This window comes from Streptomyces sp. A18 (assembly GCF_059026065.1).
Genome location: NZ_JBWLKL010000001.1, coordinates 331,060 through 351,204 on the forward strand (window position 1 = coordinate 331,060; position 20,145 = coordinate 351,204).

At 71.8% G+C, this 20,145-nt stretch carries 17 protein-coding genes and 1 pseudogene; 13 read left to right on the forward strand and 5 right to left on the reverse strand.

Going from position 1 to position 20,145, the window contains the following annotated elements:
- Nucleotides 1-41: 41 nt before the first annotated feature.
- The 6 genes from AC5P1C_RS01525 (at nucleotide 42) to AC5P1C_RS01550 (ending at nucleotide 5,939) form a co-directional block, all read left to right on the forward strand.
- Nucleotides 42-1,433, forward strand: coding sequence for an MbnB/TglH/ChrH family RiPP precursor modification enzyme (locus tag AC5P1C_RS01525; protein ID WP_493863792.1), 1,392 nt, complete (start codon nucleotides 42-44; stop codon nucleotides 1,431-1,433).
- Between the two features lie 10 nt (nucleotides 1,434-1,443).
- Nucleotides 1,444-1,971 (forward strand): TIGR04222 domain-containing membrane protein, encoded by a 528-nt coding sequence (locus AC5P1C_RS01530; RefSeq protein ID WP_493863793.1) that lies wholly within the window; start codon nucleotides 1,444-1,446, stop codon nucleotides 1,969-1,971.
- Nucleotides 1,968-2,426, forward strand: a complete 459-nt coding sequence (locus tag AC5P1C_RS01535) for a hypothetical protein (RefSeq protein ID WP_493863794.1) — start codon at nucleotides 1,968-1,970, stop codon at nucleotides 2,424-2,426. The genes AC5P1C_RS01530 and AC5P1C_RS01535 overlap by 4 nt, the downstream gene beginning before the upstream one ends.
- A 138-nt stretch (nucleotides 2,427-2,564) precedes the next feature.
- Complete coding sequence (locus AC5P1C_RS01540) at nucleotides 2,565-3,407, forward strand: DUF4142 domain-containing protein (protein WP_493863795.1); 843 nt, start codon at nucleotides 2,565-2,567, stop codon at nucleotides 3,405-3,407.
- Between the two features lie 40 nt (nucleotides 3,408-3,447).
- Nucleotides 3,448-4,209 carry a TIGR04222 domain-containing membrane protein gene (locus tag AC5P1C_RS01545; protein WP_493863796.1) on the forward strand — a complete coding sequence of 254 codons (762 nt, stop codon included), beginning with the start codon at nucleotides 3,448-3,450 and terminating at the stop codon, nucleotides 4,207-4,209.
- A 110-nt stretch (nucleotides 4,210-4,319) separates the two neighbouring features.
- Nucleotides 4,320-5,939, forward strand: a complete 1,620-nt coding sequence (locus tag AC5P1C_RS01550) for an alpha/beta hydrolase (RefSeq protein ID WP_493863797.1) — start codon at nucleotides 4,320-4,322, stop codon at nucleotides 5,937-5,939.
- Here the strand turns inward: AC5P1C_RS01550 and AC5P1C_RS01555 are convergent, their stop codons facing one another.
- The 3 genes from AC5P1C_RS01555 to hemG form a co-directional block, all read right to left on the reverse strand.
- Nucleotides 5,940-6,314 carry an RNHCP domain-containing protein gene (locus tag AC5P1C_RS01555; RefSeq protein WP_478761992.1) on the reverse strand — a complete coding sequence of 125 codons (375 nt, stop codon included), beginning with the start codon at nucleotides 6,312-6,314 and terminating at the stop codon, nucleotides 5,940-5,942.
- Between the two features lie 142 nt (nucleotides 6,315-6,456).
- A complete protein-coding gene (gene hemQ / locus AC5P1C_RS01560) occupies nucleotides 6,457-7,176 on the reverse strand; it encodes a hydrogen peroxide-dependent heme synthase (RefSeq protein ID WP_493863798.1) in 720 nt (239 codons plus the stop codon).
- A gap of 4 nt (nucleotides 7,177-7,180) precedes the next feature.
- A complete protein-coding gene (hemG, locus tag AC5P1C_RS01565) occupies nucleotides 7,181-8,632 on the reverse strand; it encodes a protoporphyrinogen oxidase (RefSeq protein ID WP_493863799.1) in 1,452 nt (483 codons plus the stop codon).
- Between the two features lie 141 nt (nucleotides 8,633-8,773).
- On the opposite strand from hemG, the pseudogene AC5P1C_RS01570 reads away from it, so the two are divergent.
- Nucleotides 8,774-9,740 (forward strand): annotated as a pseudogene (locus AC5P1C_RS01570) (DUF4349 domain-containing protein).
- 37 nt (nucleotides 9,741-9,777) lie between these two features.
- Nucleotides 9,778-11,160: an FAD-dependent oxidoreductase gene (locus AC5P1C_RS01575; RefSeq protein ID WP_493863800.1), complete on the forward strand. Its 1,383-nt coding sequence runs from the start codon at nucleotides 9,778-9,780 to the stop codon at nucleotides 11,158-11,160.
- A 4-nt stretch (nucleotides 11,161-11,164) separates the two neighbouring features.
- On the opposite strand, the gene AC5P1C_RS01580 is transcribed toward AC5P1C_RS01575, so the two are convergent.
- Nucleotides 11,165-12,166, reverse strand: coding sequence for a hypothetical protein (locus AC5P1C_RS01580; RefSeq protein ID WP_493863801.1), 1,002 nt, complete (start codon nucleotides 12,164-12,166; stop codon nucleotides 11,165-11,167).
- A 65-nt stretch (nucleotides 12,167-12,231) separates the two neighbouring features.
- The gene (gene hemE / locus AC5P1C_RS01585) at nucleotides 12,232-13,314 is read right to left on the reverse strand and encodes a uroporphyrinogen decarboxylase (protein WP_493863802.1); all 1,083 of its coding nucleotides are present in this window, start codon (nucleotides 13,312-13,314) and stop codon (nucleotides 12,232-12,234) included.
- 121 nt (nucleotides 13,315-13,435) lie between these two features.
- On the opposite strand from hemE, the gene AC5P1C_RS01590 reads away from it, so the two are divergent.
- From AC5P1C_RS01590 to AC5P1C_RS01610, 5 genes are all read left to right on the forward strand, one after another.
- Nucleotides 13,436-14,101, forward strand: a complete 666-nt coding sequence (locus AC5P1C_RS01590) for a DUF3000 domain-containing protein (protein WP_493863803.1) — start codon at nucleotides 13,436-13,438, stop codon at nucleotides 14,099-14,101.
- A gap of 287 nt (nucleotides 14,102-14,388) precedes the next feature.
- Nucleotides 14,389-15,051 (forward strand): response regulator transcription factor, encoded by a 663-nt coding sequence (locus tag AC5P1C_RS01595; RefSeq protein WP_160507754.1) that lies wholly within the window; start codon nucleotides 14,389-14,391, stop codon nucleotides 15,049-15,051.
- Between the two features lie 78 nt (nucleotides 15,052-15,129).
- Nucleotides 15,130-16,422, forward strand: a complete 1,293-nt coding sequence (locus AC5P1C_RS01600; RefSeq protein ID WP_493863804.1) for an HRDC domain-containing protein — start codon at nucleotides 15,130-15,132, stop codon at nucleotides 16,420-16,422.
- Nucleotides 16,423-16,780: 358 nt separating this feature from the next.
- The gene (locus tag AC5P1C_RS01605; protein WP_493863805.1) at nucleotides 16,781-18,007 is read left to right on the forward strand and encodes a thiolase family protein; all 1,227 of its coding nucleotides are present in this window, start codon (nucleotides 16,781-16,783) and stop codon (nucleotides 18,005-18,007) included.
- On the forward strand, nucleotides 18,004-20,145 hold the full coding sequence (locus AC5P1C_RS01610) for a 3-hydroxyacyl-CoA dehydrogenase NAD-binding domain-containing protein (protein WP_493863806.1): 2,142 nt from the start codon (nucleotides 18,004-18,006) through the stop codon (nucleotides 20,143-20,145). Before AC5P1C_RS01605 ends, AC5P1C_RS01610 begins: the two co-directional genes overlap by 4 nt.

Here is a 20,145-nt window from a genome sequence, read left to right on the forward strand (position 1 = left end):
GACACGAGCACGACGCGGGGTCTTGGCGGAGGAGGGGGAACATGAAGCACCTGGGGACCGGCATCGGGTGGCGTCCGGAGATCGCGGACGCCGTGGAACGGATGCCCGGCATCGACTGGGTCGAGGCCGTCGCGGAGAACCTGTGCCCGGGGCACCTCCCCGACTCCCTCCTGCGGCTGCGCGAGCGCGGCGTCACGGTGGTGCCGCACGGTGTCTCGCTCGGCCTCGGCGGCGCCGACCGCCCCGACGAGACCCGTCTCGCCGCGTTGGCCGAGCGTGCGCAGGCGCTCGGCTCGCCGCTGGTCACCGAGCACATCGCGTTCGTACGGGCCGGTGGCCCGCTCATGGCTTCGCAGCCGCTGGAGGCGGGCCACCTGCTTCCGGTGCCGCGCACCCGCGACGCCCTCGACGTGCTGTGCGAGAACGTCCGCATCGCGCAGGACGCGCTGCCGGTACCGCTCGCGGTGGAGAACATCGCGGCGCTGATCTCCTGGCCCGGCGAGGAGATGACGGAGGGGCAGTTCCTGTACGAGCTCGTGGAGCGCACGGGCGTGCGCCTGCTCATCGACGTCGCCAACCTCCACACGAACCACGTGAACCGCGGCGAGGACCCGGCCAAGGCCCTGGACGAGCTGCCGGTCGAGGCCATCGCCTACGTCCATGTCGCGGGCGGTTTCGAGCGGGACGGGGTCTGGCACGACAGCCACGCCCACCCGGTCCCCGAGCCGGTCCTCGCGATCCTGTCGGACCTGGCGTCCCGGGTGACCCCGCCGGGCGTCCTGCTGGAGCGGGACGAGGACTTCCCGGCGCCCCAGGAGCTGGAGCGCGAGCTGGACGCGATACGGGAGAGGGTGCGGACGCAGGCACCGGCCTCCGGCGAGTGCGCCACCGTCGCGGCACCGGCCTCCGGCGAGTGCGCCACCGTAGAAACACCCGCAACACCCGCAACACCCGCAACACCCGCAGCGCCTGCAATACCGGCAGCACCCGCAACACCCGCCGCTCCCGTCACCGCCCCCACCCGCCAGCGCCTCGCCCTCGCGCAGACCGCGCTCCTGTCCGCGCTCGTCGCCGGGACGCCCGCGCCCGAAGGGTTCGACCGGGCCCGGCTGACCGTGCAGAGCCGGGCGCTGACCGGCAAGCGGGCGGATGTCGTGGCGAAGGTGGCGCCCGAGCTGCCGGAGATCCTCGGCAAGGCCGCCTTCCGCGCGGAGTTCCTCAGCTACGCCCAGGCGCGGCCGATGTCCGGCGGGTACCGGCGCGACGCGCTGGACTTCGCCGAGCGGCTGCTGCTCGCCGGGCAGCCCGAGGACGCGGACACGCGCGGGCGGCTGACCCAGTGGTGGCTCGAGCGGTCCGGGCCCGCGCCGCTCGACGCGCGGCCGGTCACGCGGTGGCTGCGGGCGGCGCGGTTCGCGCTGCGCCGGGGCTGAGGGGGCCGCCGTGGAGGTCCTGCCCATCGGCTTCGCTCTGCTGATCTCGGTCTCGTCGGTCGTCCTCCTCGTCGGCGTCACCCGCATCAGGCAGGCCACGCCGCAGCAACCCGACGCACAGCATGGAGCCGTGTTCGACCCCCTGGAGGCGGCCTTCCTCGCCGGCGGCCCCGGCCGGGTGGCCGACGCGGCGATCGCGGCCCTGCACGAGGACGGACGCCTGGTGGTCGCGTACCCCGGCATCGTCGCGGTCCAGTCGACCGAGGCCCGCAACGCGGTGGAGGGCGCGGTGCTCCAGGCCCAGGCCGCCGCGCCGAGCGGCGCCCTGCACTGGCTGCGCGTGGGCGTGATGCGCAGCCCCGCCGTACAGGCGATCGGCGACGCACTGGCCCTGCGCGGTCTGATGGTGCGGCCCGAGGCCCTGGCCCGCGTGCGGCGCCACAAGATCCGGCACAACGCCCTGAGCTTCACCGGGTTCTTCCTCGTCATCGGCGTCATCGCCGTCGAGGACGCGACGGCCCCTCGTGGGACCCCGTGAGCGCGTCGACCATCGTCTTCATCCTGGCCTGGGTGATCGGCGCCCTGATCGGCCAGCTCTGCAGCCGCGCGACGCGCACCCGGCTGACCGCCACGGGCCGGACCGCGCTCTCGGAGTACCGCGCCGCGGGCGCGCACGCGTTCGGCGCGGCGCACCGCGTGGCGGTGGAGGGCCTGGTCGGCGTGCTCGACCCCGTACTGCGCGCGCAGTTGCAGGCCGCGCACCGCATCCGGCCGGGGCGTACGACGGGGACGTCCGCGCCGTACGCGAGCTCCGGAAGCACGATCGCGTGGTGCTCAGGCACCGGGAGCGGTTCGGCGTGCGGAGGCTCCAGCTGCGGCGGCGCCGGCGGCTGTGGTGGCGGGGGCGGCAGCTCCTCCTGTGGTGGAGGCGGCTCCGGCGGGGGCGGCGGTGGCTGCGGAGGAGGCGGTGGTGGCGGGGGCGGCGGTTCCTAGCCGCCGGCCGTGGCACGGGAACGGTGGCCGCCCGCATCCGATGCCCCTTACCCGTACGGCAGTTGACGTACTCCGGGCAGTAACCCGCGGGAGCCTCCCCGCCGCGCACTAACGTGCGGCGGTGCAACAGGAGGCGTCATGCGATCCATCAACGGCACCGGCCTCATCGTCGCGGGGCTCGTCGCGACGCTGGCCGCTCTGCTCTTCCCCGTCTGGTCGTACGAGGACAGGTCGGGCACCGGCCTGGACAGACTCAACGCGGAGACCGTGTCGACGGAGTTCGGCCCGCTCTCCGCGCTCGACCGGGACTTCATCATCAAGGTGCGCCTCGCGGGCCTCTGGGAGCTGCCCGCCGGACAGCAGGCCGAGGCGCGCGGCACCAGCAAGGCCGTCAAGACCGCGGGCGAGCATCTCGTCGAGGGCCACACGTTCCTGGACGCGCGCGTGCGCGAGGTGGCGGCGCGGCTCAACCTGGAGCTGCCCAACCAGCCGACCGCGCAGCAGCGGGAGTGGCTCGACGAGATGAGCGACGCGCACGGCGACGCGTACGAGGAGAAGTTCGCCAACATCCTGCGGGCCGCCCACGGCAAGGTGTTCTCGGTGGTCGCCGAGGTCCGCGCAACCACCCGCAACTCGCTGGTGCGCACGCTCGCCGACGACGCGAACACGACGGTCCTCGACCACATCACGGTCCTGGAGGACACGGGCCTGGTCGACTTCGACGATCTGGCGCGCGACGCGGCGTCGGCGGGCCCCCGTCCGGTGACCCGCTCCCCCGCCCCTCCGGTCCCCGCCCCGTCACCGGCTCCGGCGAACCCGGTCACCCCGTCGCCCACGTTCTCGCTGCCCCCACCGGCGTCCCGGCCCAAGCCGACCAAGCCCCCGAAGCCCAGGGAGGAGAAGAGCGACAAGGGCAAGGACAAACCCCGCTCCAAAGCGGAACGTTACGCACCTGCGATCCCGCGTCCGCATGCTGAATAACCCGTGGCGTCGCCCCCACTGCCTCGCATAGAACACCGGCATGTTCTGGCTTCCCCTCCTTCTGGTGGCCTGGGTCGTGACGGGCCTGTCCTGCGCCCGGCTCTGCCTCACGGCGTACCGCGCCGCCCCGCGCGGCGCTGTTCCTGGGCATCGCCATGAACTGACGCTCTACGAAGCCGCGTTTCTCTCCGGCGGCCCCGCGCGCGTCACCGACCTCACCCTGGTGTCGATGGCCCGCACCCGGCGCCTGCTGCTCGCGCACACCGGCTGGGCGACGGTCGTCGACCCGGTGGGCGGGGACGCCATGGAGCGTTCCGTGCTCGGCGCGATAGGGCCCGACGGCCAGTCGCCCATAGCGCCGGTGCGCCGGGCCGCGGCAGGCACCGAAGCGATGCGCGAGCTCGCGGACCGCCTCGTCGCCGCGGGCCTCGCGCTGCCGGACGGTGCTTGGTCGGGGGGCGCGGGAGCGGTCCGGCAGGTGCGGGCGGCCGCGGTGGCGGTGGTGGCGCTGGGGGCCGTTGCGCTCCTGATGCCCGCCCAGGAGCCGCCGGGAGAGGTGCCCGTGGCGCTCTGGTTCGCGCTGCCCCTGGCCTTGAACACGAGCTGCCTCGCCGTCGCCCGCTTCGAGATCCACCCCTACCCGCGCTGGGCCTCGCCCGCGGGCCAGCTCCTCCTGAGCGCGCTGCCCGCGCGGGGCGGCTCCGACCTCACCGCGGTCGCCGTACGCGGCACGCGCGCGCTCGCCGATCCGGAGCTGCGGGCGGCTTTCGCGCACCGGGATGCGGCGCATCGGGGTCATTGAGCCCGACACGCCCGACACCGGCAGGGCGGTGCTTTACTTCGCGTATTACCAAACGAATCATCCCTTTTGTTCGAGCAACGCACGGCCGAATGAAGGGATGAAGAAGAGCGATGAGAGCAGCAGCCGCCCTCTACGGAACCGCCGGATCCTTGGTCCTGACCGCACTCGTCGCCGCCCCCACGGGAAGCGCGTCCGCGGCCGACACCGCCCCCTACCCGGAAGCACGCGGCACCCTCGTCGCGGCCGAGCGCGCCAAGGCGGCCGGCGTCCGCTTCGGTGCCTGTCCCGCGGCGGAGGGCCTGCCGCCCTCGGTCAAGTGCGGCACCGTCTCGGTGCCCCTCGACTACGCCCGCCCGGACGGCAAGCAGATCAGACTGACCGTCAGCCGCACCAAGGCCACGGAGAAGGCCGAACCGCGGCGCGGCAAGGCCGTCAAACGGCAGGGCGCCCTCGTGTTCAACCCCGGCGGCCCCGGCGGATCCGGCATGTACTTCCCGATGGTCGGCATGCTCCCCGAGTGGAAGCGCATCGCGGCGGCGTACGACCTCGTGGGCTACGCCCCGCGCGGTGTCGGCCGCTCGGCGCCGATCTCCTGCCAGGACCCCAAGGAATTCGCCAAGGCGCCGACCCAGGCTCCGACCCACCCCGACGCCGCGTACAAGCTGAAGCGGATCAAGCAGGCGAAGGAGTACGCGCAGGGCTGCGTCGAGCGCTCGGGCAAGGCCGTGCGGCACTACACGAGCCTGAACAACGCGCGTGACCTGGATGTGCTGCGGGCGGCGCTCGGCGAGAAGAAGCTGACCTTCATGGGCGCCTCGTACGGCACCTACTTCGGCGCGGTGTACGCCTCGCTCTTCCCCTCGCACGTGCGCCGAATGGTGTTCGACTCGGCGGTCAACCCCGACCCCGCACAGATCTGGTACCGCAACAACCTCGAACAGTCCGCGGCCTTCGAGCACCGCTGGGCCGACTTCCGCACGTGGACGGCCAAGCACGACAAGACGTACCACCTGGGCAAGACGCCCGAGGCGGTCCAGCGGAGCTACGAGAAGGTGCGCCGCGAACTCGCGGCGAAGCCCGCGGGCGGCAAGGTCGGCCCCGGCCAGCTGCAGGCGGCGTACCTCCAGGCCGGGTACTACGACGACTACTGGCCGACGCGGGCATCGGCGCTCTCGGCGTATCTGAAGGGCAACCCGAAGCCGCTGATCGAGCAGGCCGGGCCCGAGCCGAAGGCGGCCAAGGAGCAGGAGAACGGCAACGCGGTCTACACGGCCGTGGAGTGCAATGACGCGCCCTGGCCGACGGACTTCCAGACCTGGAACCGCGACAACTCGCTCCTCGCGCGCAGCGCTCCCTTCGAGACCTGGGACAACGCCTGGATGAACCTGCCGTGCGCCTACTGGCCCGCGCCCCGGCAGCGGCCCGTCGACGTCGGCACCGATGAGGGCGAGCTCGCCCCGACGCTGATCCTGGCCGCCGAGCGGGACGCGGCGACGCCGTACGAGGGCGCGCGGGAGCTGAACCGCAGGCTGCGGGGCTCGGTCCTGGTGACCGAGCGGGACGCGGGGACGCACGGCATCGGCGGCGGCCCCAACCGGTGCGTCAACGGGTACATGGAGGCGTACCTCCTGGAGGGCAGGCTCCCCGTGCGGCGCGCGGCGTGCGCACCGCACAAGGAGCCCGAGCCGCTGTCCGGCGAGCGGGCGGCGGCTCTCCCCAAGGAGCGCTAGCTACAACGCGCTCAGCCGCTCGAGCGGAAATGGCGGCTGGGCCAGCGGGCGCACCGCGAGCCGGGTCAGCGGCAGGGCGTTGTCGTCGCCCGCCGTGCGGTTGGCGTGCAGGACGCCGCAGTGTGTGCAGCGGTGGACGAGAACCCACTCGCCGTCTCCTCGTACGGAGATGGCGAGGGGTTCCATCCGGGCTCCGCACTCCGCGGCCCGGTCGCCCGGGGTGTCGTCGAGGTGACGGCTCCACAGGCAGTTCGGACAGTGGTTGCGGTGGTCGGTGCCGGGGGCGGTCATCGAGACGTCGAGACCGCACTGGAGGCAGCGGAAGGACTGGGCGCGCGCTTCAGTGCGCGCCCGCCGTGATGTGTTGCGGGACATGGTGAGGATGACTCCTGAGCAACGCGGAAGTGGCTGGACTCGAGCTGTTCCGCGGGGCCCTGGGCATACACGCACCATCTTTCGTTCTCGGCTTCGACCTCTCGATGAAACGCTCACCGGGCGGGCACGGCAACCGAATTAACTAGGCGAGGCCCGCCACCAGCTCGGCGACCGACTTGCGGCGGCCGGTGTAGAACGGCACCTCTTCGCGGACGTGCATACGGGCCTCGGACGCGCGCAGGTGCCGCATGAGGTCGACGATGCGGTACAGCTCGTCCGCCTCGAAGGCAAGCAGCCACTCGTAGTCGCCCAGCGAGAACGAGGCGACCGTGTTGGCGCGCACGTCGGGGTAGCCGCGGGCCATCATGCCGTGGTCCTTGAGCATGCGGCGACGGTCCTCGTCGGGCAGCAGGTACCAGTCGTAGGAGCGCACGAAGGGGTAGACGCTGATGTAGTCGCGCGGCGTCTCGTCGGCCAGGAAGGCCGGGATGTGCGACTTGTTGAACTCGGCGGGGCGGTGCAGCGCCATGTTCGACCAGACCGGCTCCAGGGCGCGGCCGAGCTTGGTGCGGCGGAAGAGGTTGTAGGCCTCCTGCAGCTCGTCCGAGGTCTCGGCGTGCCACCAGATCATGACGTCGGCGTCGGCGCGCAGGCCCGACACGTCGTACGTGCCACGGACGGTGATGTCCTTGGCGGCAAGCTGATCGAACAGCTCCTGGACCTCTTCGGCGTAGCCGGCACGGTCCTCCGGGAGCAGGTCGCGCAGCTTGAAGACGGACCACAGCGTGTAGCGGATGACCTCGTTGAGGTCCTTGGCCTTCTTGCCCGCGTTCGGGCTCTTGGCGGGGGCGTCGTCACTCATGGTCCTATTCTCCTCCGGCGCCGTGCAGGCTCTGCACCGGGTTGGCGGTGAGCTCCTGCACACCGGCCAGGTCACCGCCCAGCTGGTCGACGGCGGCGTACGCGCTCGCGATGCACGCGGGGATGCCCACTCCGTCGTACGCCGCTCCGCACACGGCCAGGCCGGGCAGCTTGCGCACGTGCTCGCGGACGCGGGCCACGCGCGCGTGGTGGCCGACGGGGTACTGCGGCAGGCCGTCGTGCCAGCGGGTGACGCGGGTGGCGACGGGCTCGGCGTCGAGGCCGATGGCCGCGCGCAGGTCGCGCCGGGAGAGGGCGATGAGGTCGGCGTCGTCGCGCTCCAGGACGGCGGTTTCGCCGTACCGCCCGACGGAAGTGCGCAGAACCAGCAGGTCAGGTTCCTCGTCGGCGATCCAGCCCCACTTGCGCGAGGCGAAGGTGGACGCCTTGATGGTGTGTCCGTCGACGGGCGGCACGAGAAAACCGCTGCCTTCGGGGAGGTCGGTCTCGCTGCGGCGGTAGGCGAGGGTCATCAGGGCCATGGAGGCGTACTCGACGGACGCGAGCTCGGCCGCCGCCGCGGGTGCCTCGACGCCGAGGAGCGCGGCTGCGGCGTAGGCGGGCACGGCGACGACTACGGCTTCGGCGTCGATGGTCTGCTCCGCGGTGCTCACCTGCCAGCCCTGCGGGGTGCGCCGCAGCTCGGTGACCGGCGTCCCGGTGCGGATCTCCCCGCCCCGCGCGCGTACCGAATCGGCGACGGCGAGCGGCAGTTGGCCGACGCCGCCCTCGATGCCCATGAAGACGGGCCCGGTCTGCTGACTCTGCGCGGCCCTGGCCTGGATGGCGCGGACGCCCTCCGTGAGGGAATCATGCGTGCGGGCGGCCTCGAAGAGCTGCGGGACCGCCGAGCGCATCGAGATGCGGTAGGCGTCCCCGGCGTACACGCCGCCGAGCAGCGGCTCCACGAGGCGGTCGACGACCTCTCGGCCCAGGCGCGCGGCGACGTACTCGCCCACCGCGACGTCGTCACCGACCTCGGTGGGCGGCAGTTCACGGTCCCGCTCGATGCGGCTCAGGCCCTCATCGGAGAGCACCCCGGACAGGGCCGACGCGTCGCCGGGTACGCCCATGACGTGCCCCTTGGGCATCGGCCGCAGGGCCCCGCGGGTCCAGATCGCGGCGGTCGCGGTGGCGGGCGGCTGCAGCCGGTCGGCAAGGCCCACCTCGCGGGCGAGGGCGACGGCCTCGGGGCGGCGGGCCAGCATCGACTCGGCGCCGAGGTCGACGCGGACGCCCTCGATCGCGCCGGGGAGCAGCTTGCCGCCGAGCCGGTCGGAGGCCTCCAGGACGGTCACGCGGGCTCCGGTGCCGAGCAATCGGTGGGCGGCCGCGAGGCCGGCGATCCCGCCGCCGATGACGACTACATGACCCGTTCGTGTGTCCGTTTCGCGCATGCCTCCACTCTACGAGGAGCCCGATACGCGTCGTACGAGTCCCGAACGTGACCCCATCGGGACCGATCGGCAACCACCGTTCCGCCCCTCCCCGGCGTCAAAGGAACACCAGCCACCACGACCTTCGGGGGGTACGTCGAGATGCACGCGTCCAGCACGTCCAGGCACCGCACCGTCCAGGCACTCTCGGCGGTCCTGCTCGCCGCCGCCCTCGCGCTCACCGGGTGCAGCGACGGCAGCTCGGGCAGCGGCGACAACGACGGCGGCAAGGCGGCGGGCGGCGCCGCGCGGGACGAGGCGGCCCAGTCCGGCAACAAGGACGACAAGGGGTTCGGTGGCGGCCAGGCGGACAAATCCGGCCGGAAGGAGCCGCCCAAGCTCAACGGCACGCACATCATCCGCACCGCCACCCTGACCGTCCGCGTCGAGGACGTGCCGAAGGCCCTGGCCGAGGCGCGCGCGGCGGCCACCGACGCGGGCGGGGTCGTCGGTGACGAGACCACGGACCGCGACGGACGCGGCCACGAACGCTCCCGCATCGTGCTGCGTGTCCCGCAGGACCAGTACGAGGGTGTCCTCAAGTCCCTTGAGGGAACGGGCAAGTTGATCGAGCGCAAGGCCAAGGCGCAGGACGTCACCGATCAGGTCGTCGACGTGGAGAGCCGCATCAAGTCGCAGCGGGCGAGCGTGGCGCGCGTGCGGGAGCTGATGGACAAGGCGACGAAACTGAGCGATGTCGTCACCCTGGAAGGGGAGTTGAGCACCCGCCAGTCCGAGCTGGAGGCGCTGCTGGCCCAGCAGTCCTCGCTGAAGGACCGTACGAGCATGTCCACGATCACGCTCTCGCTCAGCGAGACGGCCGTGAAGAAGGCGGACGCGGACGACGACGACCCGACGTTCGTGGACGCCCTGTCCGGCGGCTGGAGCGCCTTCGTGACGATGCTGCGGTGGCTCCGCCGTCGGCGCGGTCCTGCCGTTCGTGGCGGTGGCGGCGCTGCTGTTCCTGCTGTGGCAGCGCCTGGTGCGGCCCCGGCTGCCGCGGCGGACCGCGGTGGCGGCGGCTCCCGCGGTTCCGGCGGCACCGGCGCGCGAGGGCGACGACGACTAGAGAGCCGTCAACTGCCGCCTCGTCGTAGCGTGTCCGTATGAGGATCGCGAAGGAACGACTGGTGGTCATCGGGGGTGACGCGGCGGGCATGTCCGCCGCGTCACAGGCACGCAGGCTCAAGGGCCCGGACGAGCTGGAGATCGTCGCGTTCGAACGCGGCCACTTCACCTCGTACTCGGCCTGCGGCATCCCCTATTGGGTCGGCGGCGACGTCCCGTCGCGGGACGAGTTGATCGCGCGTGCGCCCGATGAGCACCGGGCACGCGACATCGATCTGCGGATGCGTACGGAGGTCGTGGAGATCGATGTCGAGGGCGGCCGGGTCCGCACCCGGGACCTGGAGTCCGGCGGGGAGGACTGGACGTCGTACGACAAGCTCGTGATCGGCACCGGTGCCCGGCCCATCCGCCCGCCCCTGCCCGGCATCGACGCCCCCGGCGTGCACGGCGTACAGACCCTGGACGACGGCCAGGCGCTCCTGGACACGCTGGCCCGTACGCCGGGCCGCAGGGCGGTCGTCATCGGCGCGGGCTACATCGGCGTCGAGATGGCCGAGGCGCTGATCCAGCGCCGGTACGAGGTCACGGTCGTCAATCGCGGCGCCGAGCCGATGTCGACGCTCGACCCGGACATGGGCCGTCTCGTCCACGACGCGATGTCCGGCATGGGCATCGAGATGGTGAACGGCGCCGAGGTCACCAAGATCCTCACCGGTGACGACGGCCGGGTCAGGGCGGTGGCCACCGAGGACGCGGAGTATCCGGCGGACGTGGTGGTGCTCGGCATCGGCGTGCGCCCCGAGACGGAGCTCGCCCGCGCGGCGGGGCTGCCGCTGGGCCGGCACGGCGGTCTTCTCACGGACCTCGCGATGCGGGTGCGCGGGCACGAGAACATCTGGGCGGGCGGCGACTGCGTCGAGGTGCTCGACCTGGTCTCGGGCCGCGAGCGCCACATCGCGCTCGGCACCCACGCCAACAAGCACGGCCAGGTCATCGGCTCGAACGTGGGCGGGAGTTACGCGACCTTCCCCGGTGTCGTCGGCACGGCCGTCAGCAAGGTCTGCGACCTGGAGATCGCCCGCACCGGGCTGCGCGAGAAGGAGGCGCGGTCGGCAGGACTGCAGTTCACGTCGGTGACCATCGAGTCGACGAGCCGCGCGGGCTACTACCCCGGTGCGGCCGTGATGACCGTGAAGATGCTCGCCGAGCGCCTCACGGGACGGCTGCTCGGCGTCCAGATCGTGGGCCGCGAGGGCGCGGCCAAGCGCGTCGACATCGCGGCCGTGGCCCTGACGACGCGGATGACGGTGGACCAGATGACCGCGCTCGACCTCGGCTACGCGCCGCCGTTCTCGCCGGTGTGGGACCCGGTCCTGGTGGCGGCACGCAAGGCCGTCGCCTCGGTTCGGGCGGCGGACTAGGGCCCTAGGCGACGGGGGTGTCCGCGGGGCCTTCTCCGAAGTGGGCCTCGCGCCGCTCCCGTACCTTCGCGAGGGTGTCGCGGGCAGTGTCTGCGGTGAAGGCCGGGCACAGGAGCGTGCCCAGCGGGGCGCCCCAGCCGCTGGACGCGCGCTCCAGCTCGTAGACCTGCCGGCCGCCGGGGCTGCTCAGGTGGAGGCCGACCCAGACGGCGTCCGGTCCGCTGCTGGGCAGGCCGGGGTGACCGTCGTGCGCGCACCGCGCGTCGGCGAGATGGCGGAGGGCCGCTTCGAGACCTGCCGCGAGGGAGTCGAGGGCGGGCTTCGAGTGCATCAGGTCGGAGAGGGCGTACCAGGAAACGGCCGTGGCAGCGATGACGAGTCCCGCCCGGTCGTCGGGGTCCGTGGCCCGCCCCAGCGCGTCGCCGACGCAGGAGATCTCGGACTCGACGTCGGTGCCGGGCTTCGGGTGGCCGTGCAGGACGGCCGAGAGCGAGTCGATGTCGCGCCGGGTGTCCTCGGGGAGGCGCGGCGGGATGCCGGTGGCCGAACCGGGCTCGATGTAATCCATCGCGATGCGGGCGAATCCGGCGACGTTGCGCGGGCAGAGCCACTCGTCGCGCGGCCGCTCACCCTCGGCCCACTCGGCGTTCTCGTCGGCCGCGTCGGACAGGACGTCGCGCAGGTGGAAGAGGTGGTCCTCCAGCTCGTCCTCGGCGTACGGATGGCGTTCGTGGGCGCACGGCCGGTCCTTGAGCGCCCGGTCGGCCGCCCGCACCGCGTCGGACACGGCAGCGACCACGCCGACGCCGGGCAGCCAGCCGACGTACGGAAGCATCATGACCAGGCCGAAGGTCCACTGATGCGCGAGCTCACCGCCGGGATCCGCGGCGAGCTCGCGGGCGCATTCCAGGACGATCCGGTCCTTCTGGGCGTCGTCGTGGCACTGGTAGTCGTCCAGGACGCCGCCCCAGACCTCGACGAGATCACCGATCTCCATCGCGGGCACGTGCCCTCCCCCTCCTCACCCGTCACATTCAGGCGAGATTTTCGGCCAACTACGAAACGACTTAGTCAGCGCGCGGTCCGGGTGTGGACATGCTCGACGAGCCGCGTCAGCGCCTCCGGGTCGGTGGACGGCAGCACGCCGTGGCCGAGGTTGAAGATGTGCCCCTCGAGCCCGGACGCGGCGTCGAGGACCTCGTCCGTCTTGGCCTCGATCGCCTCGCGCGTGGCGAAGAGGACCGCCGGGTCGAGGTTGCCCTGCAGCGCCTTGCCGGGACCGACCCGCCGCACGGCCTCGTCCATCGGCACGCGCCAGTCGACGCCCACCACGTCGGCACCCGCCTCGCCCATCAGGCCGAGCAGTTCGCCCGTACCGACACCGAAGTGGATGCGCGGCACTCCGTACGAGGCCACCGCGTCGAAGACCTTCTTCGACGCGGGCATCACGGAGCGCCGGTAGTCGGCGGGGGCAAGGGCGCCCACCCACGAGTCGAAGAGCTGCACGGCGCTCGCGCCCGCCTCGATCTGCACCTTCAGGAAGGCGCCGGTGATCTCCGCGAGCCGGTCGAGCAGGTCGGCCCACAGCTGCGGGTCGCCGTACATGAGGGCCTTGGTGTGCTCGTGATTGCGGCTGGGGCCGCCCTCGACCAGGTAACTCGCGAGGGTGAAAGGCGCGCCGGCGAAGCCGATGAGCGGGGTCGGACCCAGCTCGGCCGTCAGCATGCCGATCGCCTGCGTCACGTAGGTCACGTCGTCCGGCGTCAGGTCCCGCAGCTGGGCGAGGTCGGCGCGCGAGCGGATGGGGTTGGCGACGACCGGGCCGATGCCCGGCTTGATGTCGAGGTCGATGCCGATGGCCTTGAGGGGTACGACGATGTCGCTGAAGTAGATCGCGGCGTCGACCTTGTGACGGCGCACGGGCTGCAGCGTGATCTCCGTGACCAGCTCCGGCATCATGCAGGACTCCAGCATGGCCGTGCCCTCGCGCACCTTGCGGTACTCGGGCAGTGAGCGCCCCGCCTGCCGCATGAACCAGACCGGCGTGTGCGGCACGGGCTCGCGCCTGCAGGCCTTCATGAAGGCTGAATCGTTGACGGCGTCCGTCGCTGCGTTCTGCTGGCCCGCGGGGCTCTGACTGTTGTTGGCACTCACGCGGAAAGTCTCGCACGGGGCCGTGCGACCCCCGTCCCGAGGGACACCCTGGCTTGACCGGGGCCGCTCGCACGGGTGTCTCTCCCTGCGCGAAGCCGCCGTTCCCCTTAATCTTCCCCGCATGGCTGCGGCTCAAGGACAACGGTCGGACGGCGCTGGCGAGATGGAAAGTACGGAGGGGAAGGTGGCGGAATCGGCTCCGTTGCCCTTTCGCGCGGCGGTCGAGGCGCTGCGCGGGGCAGGGCTCCGGCCCGAGATCGAGATCGACCCGACGCGGCCCCCGCAGAGGCTGGCCCCGCACGCGTACGCCCTCGAGGCTGCGGTGGTCGAGGGGGACGAGGATCTCGCTGACGGGCGTCTGGTCCTGCTGCACGATCCGGCCGGGCATGACGCCTGGCAGGGCACCTTCCGCCTCGTCACGCTCGTCCGGGCGGAGTTGGAGCCGGAGATGGCGGCGGATCCGCTCCTTCCCGAGGTCTGCTGGTCCTGGCTGACGGGTGCGCTGCAGGCACGTGGCCTGGCGTGCGGAGAGGCCAGCGGCACCGTCACGCGCGCCAGTTCGCACTACTTCGGGGGGCTCGCCGAGCGGCCCGCGGCGTCCCAGATCGAGATCCGGGCTTCGTGGACGCCGCGCGAGGGGCCCGGCGGGGTGCCGGACACGGCGGCGCATCTCGCGGCGTGGTGCGACCTCCTCTGCCAGGTGGCGGGCCTGCCACCGGTGACCCCGGGGAACGGCGACGGATCCGTGGTGTCGCTGCCGCAGCGACGGGGGCCGCAGACGCCGTGACCGGCGGCGGGGATGAGCGATGACCGGCGGCGGGGATGAGCGTTTGGCTGGTGGCGGGGATGAGCGATGGCGGGCGGCGGGGATGAGCGATTCTGAACGACTGCGATTCGGGTTGATCTTCGGATGATCGATCGTGTGTCCGAATGGTCCGAATTGTTACTCACCAAATCGTGATCATTCTCTAAAGGCGGGCGGGTTTGGTGCCGAAGAGGTTGGTGACCTTGAAAGCACGGTTCGCTCCGGCTTCTTCCCCGAGCCGGTCTACGTCCCGCACCCCAGGAGGCCTGGTGTCCGTTCTCCTCGAGCAGCCCGCAAGCCTGGTCGCCTACCGCCCGAACAAGCCGACCGCCATGGTCGTCGTGGCCGACCCGCGCGTACGCTCCACCGTCACCCGCCACCTGTGGGCCCTCGGTGTACGCGACGTGATCGAGGCCTCGTCGATCGCGGAGGCTCGTCCCCGCATCGGCAACCCCCGTGACATCTGCGTCGCAGACGTCCACCTCCCCGACGGCTCCGGCCTGACGCTCCTCTCAGAAACCCGCGCGGCGGGCTGGCCGAACGGCCTCGCCCTCTCCGCCGCCGATGACATCGGTGCCGTACGCAACGCCCTCGCGGGCGGCGTCAAGGGCTACGTCGTCACCGGCACCCGCAACAATGTCGGTCTCCCCACCCGTCCCGGCGCCGCGCCCATCGGCTCGGCCGCCGCCCGAATGCACCGCCGCCCGCCGGGCGCCCCGAGCCACCCCGGTGGCTACCGCGAGCTGTCCGGCCGTGAGGTGGAGGTTCTCCGCCTGGTCGCGGAGGGCCAGTCGAACAAGGCCATCGGCGTCTCGATGGGGCTCTCCGCCCTGACCGTGAAGAGCCATCTCGCCCGGATCGCACGCAAGCTCGGCACGGGTGACCGGGCCGGGATGGTCGCGGTGGCCCTGCGCACCGGAATCATCCACTGACTCATTTACACCCCTCGCGCGCCCGTCGACGGAACGTTCCGTCGACGGGCGCTGTGCATACACAGATACCCTTGACAGGTGACCGACGCCCAAGAGACCGCAGCAGACAGCTCACTGCGAACCACCGGAGGCGGCCCTCCGGACGACGTCGAAACGGCGCCGATCCCTTTGGACGAGCCGCGCGATGGCATCCCCCCGGTGGTCGCGGACGAGACCGCCCTCGCAGAGGTGATCGCCGCTTTCGCGGCAGGAAGTGGCCCCGTGGCCGTGGACGCCGAGCGTGCGTCCGGCTATCGGTACGGCCAGCGTGCCTACCTCGTGCAGCTGCGCCGTGAGGGCGCGGGCAGCACGTTGATCGACCCCGTCGCCTGCCCCGACCTGTCGGGGCTCGGCGAGGCGATCTCCGGGGCCGAGTGGGTCCTCCACGCGGCCACGCAGGATCTTCCCTGCCTCCGCGAAATAGGCATGATCCCCACCAGCATCTTCGACACGGAGCTCGCCGGGCGCCTCGCCGGTTTCCCCCGGGTCGGCCTCGGCGCGATGGTCGAGGGCGTACTCGGCTTCGTCCTGGAGAAGGGCCACTCGGCGGTCGACTGGTCGACACGGCCGCTGCCCGACCCCTGGCTGCGGTACGCGGCGCTGGACGTCGAGCTCCTCGTGGACCTGCGGGACGCGCTGGAGAAGGAGCTCGACCGGCAGGGGAAGCTGGAGTGGGCCCGCGAGGAGTTCGACGCGATCTCCTCCGCGCCGCCGGCGCCTCCGCGGGTCGATCCCTGGCGGCGTACGTCGGGCATGCACAAGGTGCGGCGCCGTCGCCAGATGGCGGTCGTACGTGAGCTGTGGACCGCGCGGGACAAGGTGGCCCAGCGGCGTGACGTGTCGCCGGGCAAGGTGCTCAGCGACGGCGCGATCGTGGAGGCGGCGCTCGGGCTTCCCCCGAACGTGCACGCACTCGCCGCCCTCACCGGCTTCGGGCACCGCATGGGCCGCCGGCAGCTTGAGCAGTGGCAGGCCGCGGTGGACCGGGCCAAGGCCCTGCCCGATGCGGAGCTCCCGCAGCCGGGCCAGACCGTCTCCGGCCCTCCGCCGCCCCGCTCCTGGGCGGACCGCGACCCGGCGGCCGCGGCACGCCTCTCCGCGGCACGAGCGGCGGTCTCGGCACTGGCCGAGGAGCTGAACATGCCCCAGGAGAACCTGATCACGCCGGACACGGTACGAAGGGTCTGCTGGGAGCCGCCGGCCCAGGTGGACACGGATTCCGTGGCCGCGGCGCTGTCCTCGCACGGTGCCCGGCAGTGGCAGATCACCCAGGTGACGCCGGTCCTGGTCGCTGCGCTCGCCGTGACTGCGGGAAGCGTCCCTCCCAAGTGACCGCCGCCTCCGCCTGACACCAACACCGCCGCTCCGCGCCGGATGCTTCCCACCCACCCACCCGATGACCCCGCAGCACGGGGGCACCGGGCCGGGTGGGTGGTCCGCATTACGGGGCACCAACGGCCAACGCCTCCCAAGCCGCCCCCCTACGACGACGGGCGGATCCCGGGCGATCGGGCGATGGGCGGGAAAGATCCGCCGCGCAGCGGCGGGACAGGAGACGCTCCAGGCGCCCCCGCCAGACAATGTGACCTTCGCCTCCCCGAGGCGGGACTGGGCAGCATAGTTACCGGCAAGTAGCATGGAACCCGGAAGCGCGCCGGCAGGCGCACCCGCACCCTGGAGGAGAGCCATCGTGCCTCGTACCGTCAGGGACGTCGTCTTCGTTGATGGCGTCCGCACCCCGTTCGGCAAGGCGGGCCCGAAGGGCATCTACCACGAGACCCGTGCGGATGACCTCATCGTGAAGGCCATCCGGGAGCTCCTGCGCCGTAACCCGGCCCTCGACCCCGCCAAGATCGACGAGGTCGCCATCGCCGCGACCACGCAGATCGGCGACCAGGGTCTGACGCTGGGCCGCACCGCCGGGATCCTGGCGGGCCTGCCCCAGTCCGTGCCGGGATACTCCATCGACCGCATGTGCGCGGGCGCCCTGACCGCCGTGACGGCGACCGCGGGCTCCATCGCCTTCGGTGCGTACGACGCCGTCATCGCCGGTGGCGTCGAGCACATGGGCCGCCACCCCATGGGCGAGGGCGTCGACCCGAACCCGCGGTTCGTGAGCGAGAAGCTCGTCGACGAGTCCGCCCTCTTCATGGGCATGACCGCCGAGAACCTGCATGACCGCTACCCCACGATCACCAAGCAGCGTGCCGATGAGTACGCCGTGCGTTCGCAGGAGAAGGCCGCCAAGGCGTACGCCAACGGCAAGATCCAGCAGGACCTCGTGCCCGTCTCCGTACGGCGGACGAACGAAGAAGCCGGTGAGACCGGGTGGGGCCTCGCCACTGCCGATGAGCCGATGCGGCCCGGCACCACCCTGGAGAGCCTCGCCGGGCTGAAGACGCCGTTCCGTACGCACGGCCGCGTCACCGCCGGCAACGCCGCGGGCCTCAACGACGGCGCCACGGCGTCGATCATCGCCTCCGAGGACTTCGCCCGCGAGCACGACCTGCCCGTCAAGATGCGGCTCGTGTCCTACTCCTTCGCGGGTGTCGAGCCCGAGGTCATGGGCTACGGGCCCATCCCGGCCACGGAGAAGGCCCTCGCCCAGGCGGGGTTGTCCATCTCCGACATCGGTCTCTTCGAGATCAATGAGGCCTTCGCCGTGCAGGTGCTCGCCTTCCTCGAGCACTACGGCATCGCCGACGACGACACGCGCGTGAACCAGTACGGCGGCGCCATCGCGTACGGCCACCCCCTCGCCTCCTCCGGCGTGCGTCTGATGACGCAGCTGGCGCGGCAGTTCGAGGAGCAGCCGGACGTCCGCTACGGCCTGACGACGATGTGCGTCGGCTTCGGCATGGGCGCCACCGTCATCTGGGAGAACCCGAACCACAAGGACGCCGGAGGCGACAAGTGAGCAGCTCCACCAGCTCCACCACGGAGCTTCTGAAGGGCGCGGCCGAGCTGTTCCCGGACGAGGTCGTGACGCAGGCGCACGTACGCCACCTCGACCTGCCCGCGGGCGCCGGGCGCTTCGCGCTCATCACGCTCGACAACGGCTTCGACCACACCAAGCCGACCACCTTCGGTCCCGGCTCGCTCGCGAACCTGAACACCGCGATCGACCAGGTCGAGAAGGAGGCGGCCGAAGGCACGATCGTCGGCGTCGGTGTCACCGGCAAGCCGTTCATCTTCGCCGTCGGCGCCGACCTCAAGGGCGTCGAGATCCTCAAGCGGCACGAGGACGCGCTCGCCATCGGCAAGGGTGGGCACGAGGTCTTCAAGCGGCTCTCCGGGCTCGCCGTGCCGACCTTCGCGTACTACAACGGCGCCGCGATGGGCGGCGGTGTCGAGGTCGGTCTGCACTGCTCGTACCGCACCGTCTCCAAGGCGCTCCCCGCCTTCTCGCTGCCCGAGGTCTTCCTCGGTCTCGTACCGGGCTGGGGCGGCTGCGCGCTGCTTCCCAACCTGATCGGCGCCGACAAGGCCGTCTCGGTCATCATCGAGAACTCGCTGAACCAGAACCGACAGCTCAAGGGCAAGCAGGTCTACGAGCTCGGCATCGCCGACGCGCTCTTCGAGGGCGCGGACTTCCTGGAGCAGTCGCTGATCTGGACGGCCTCCGTCCTCAACGGCTCGCTCACGGTGGAGCGCCCCGAGATCGACCGCGGCGAGGCCTGGGACGCCGCCGTCGCGCGCGGCCGTGGCATCGCGGACTCCAAGGTGCACGGCGCCGCCCCGGCCGCCTACCGCGCTCTGGAGATCATCGCGGCCGCCAAGGACGGCGACCTGCAGAAGGGCTTCGACGCCGAGGACACGGCGCTCGCCGACCTCATCATGGGCGGCGAACTGCGCAGCGGCATCTACGCGTTCAACCTCGTCCAGAAGCGCGCCAAGCGCCCGGCGGGTGCCCCGGACAAGAACCTGGCGCGCCCGGTCACCAAGGTCGGCGTCGTCGGTGCCGGTCTGATGGCCTCGCAGCTTGCCCTTCTGTTCCTGCGCCGTCTTGAGGTGCCGGTCGTCCTGACCGACATCGACCAGGCGCGCGTCGACAAGGGCGTGGGCTACGTCCACGAGGAGATCGACAAGCTCCTCCTCAAGGGCCGCGTCAACCAGGACAAGGCGAACCGTCTCAAGGGGCTCGTCTCCGGCGTGCTCGACAAGGCCGAGGGCTTCTCCGACGCCGACTTCATCATCGAGGCCGTCTTCGAGGAGATCGGCGTCAAGCAGCAGGTGTTCGCGGAGGTCGAGGCCGTCGCTCCGGCGCACGCGATCCTCGCCACCAACACCTCCTCGCTCTCGGTCTCCGAGATGGCGTCGAAGCTGAAGCACCCCGAGCGGGTCGTCGGCTTCCACTTCTTCAACCCCGTCGCGATCCTGCCGCTCCTGGAGATCGTGCGCGGCGAGCAGACGGACGACGCCTCGCTGGCCACGGCCTTCGGCGTCGCCAAGAAGCTGAAGAAGACCGCGGTCCTGGTGAAGGACGCCCCGGCGTTCGTCGTGAACCGCATCCTCACCCGCTTCATGGGCGAGATCCAGAACGTCATCGACGAGGGCACCCCGGTCGCCGTCGCCGAGAAGGCCGTCGAGCCGCTCGGTCTGCCGATGTCGCCGCTGGTGCTCCTTGAGCTGGTCGGTCCGGCCATCGGGCTGCACGTCTCCGAGACGCTCAACCGCGCCTTCCCCGACCGCTTCACGGTCTCCCCGAACCTCGCGGCGGTCGTCAAGGCCGGCAAGCGCGGCTTCTACGTCTACGACTCCGGCAAGCCGGAGCTCGACCCCGAGGTCGCCGCGCTCCTGAAGCAGGGCGACTTGGTCCTGACCGAGGAGCAGGTCCGCGACCGCGTGCTCGACGCCATGGCGCAGGAGATCGGGCTCATGCTCGACGAGGGCGTCGTCGCCGAGGCGCAGGACATCGACCTGTGCCTGATCACGGGCGCCGGCTGGCCCTTCCACCTGGGCGGCGTCACGCCGTACCTGGACCGTGAGGGCGTCAGCGAGCGCGTCAACGGCAAGCGGTTCCTGGCGCAGGGCGTGGCCAGCGTTCCCGCGTAG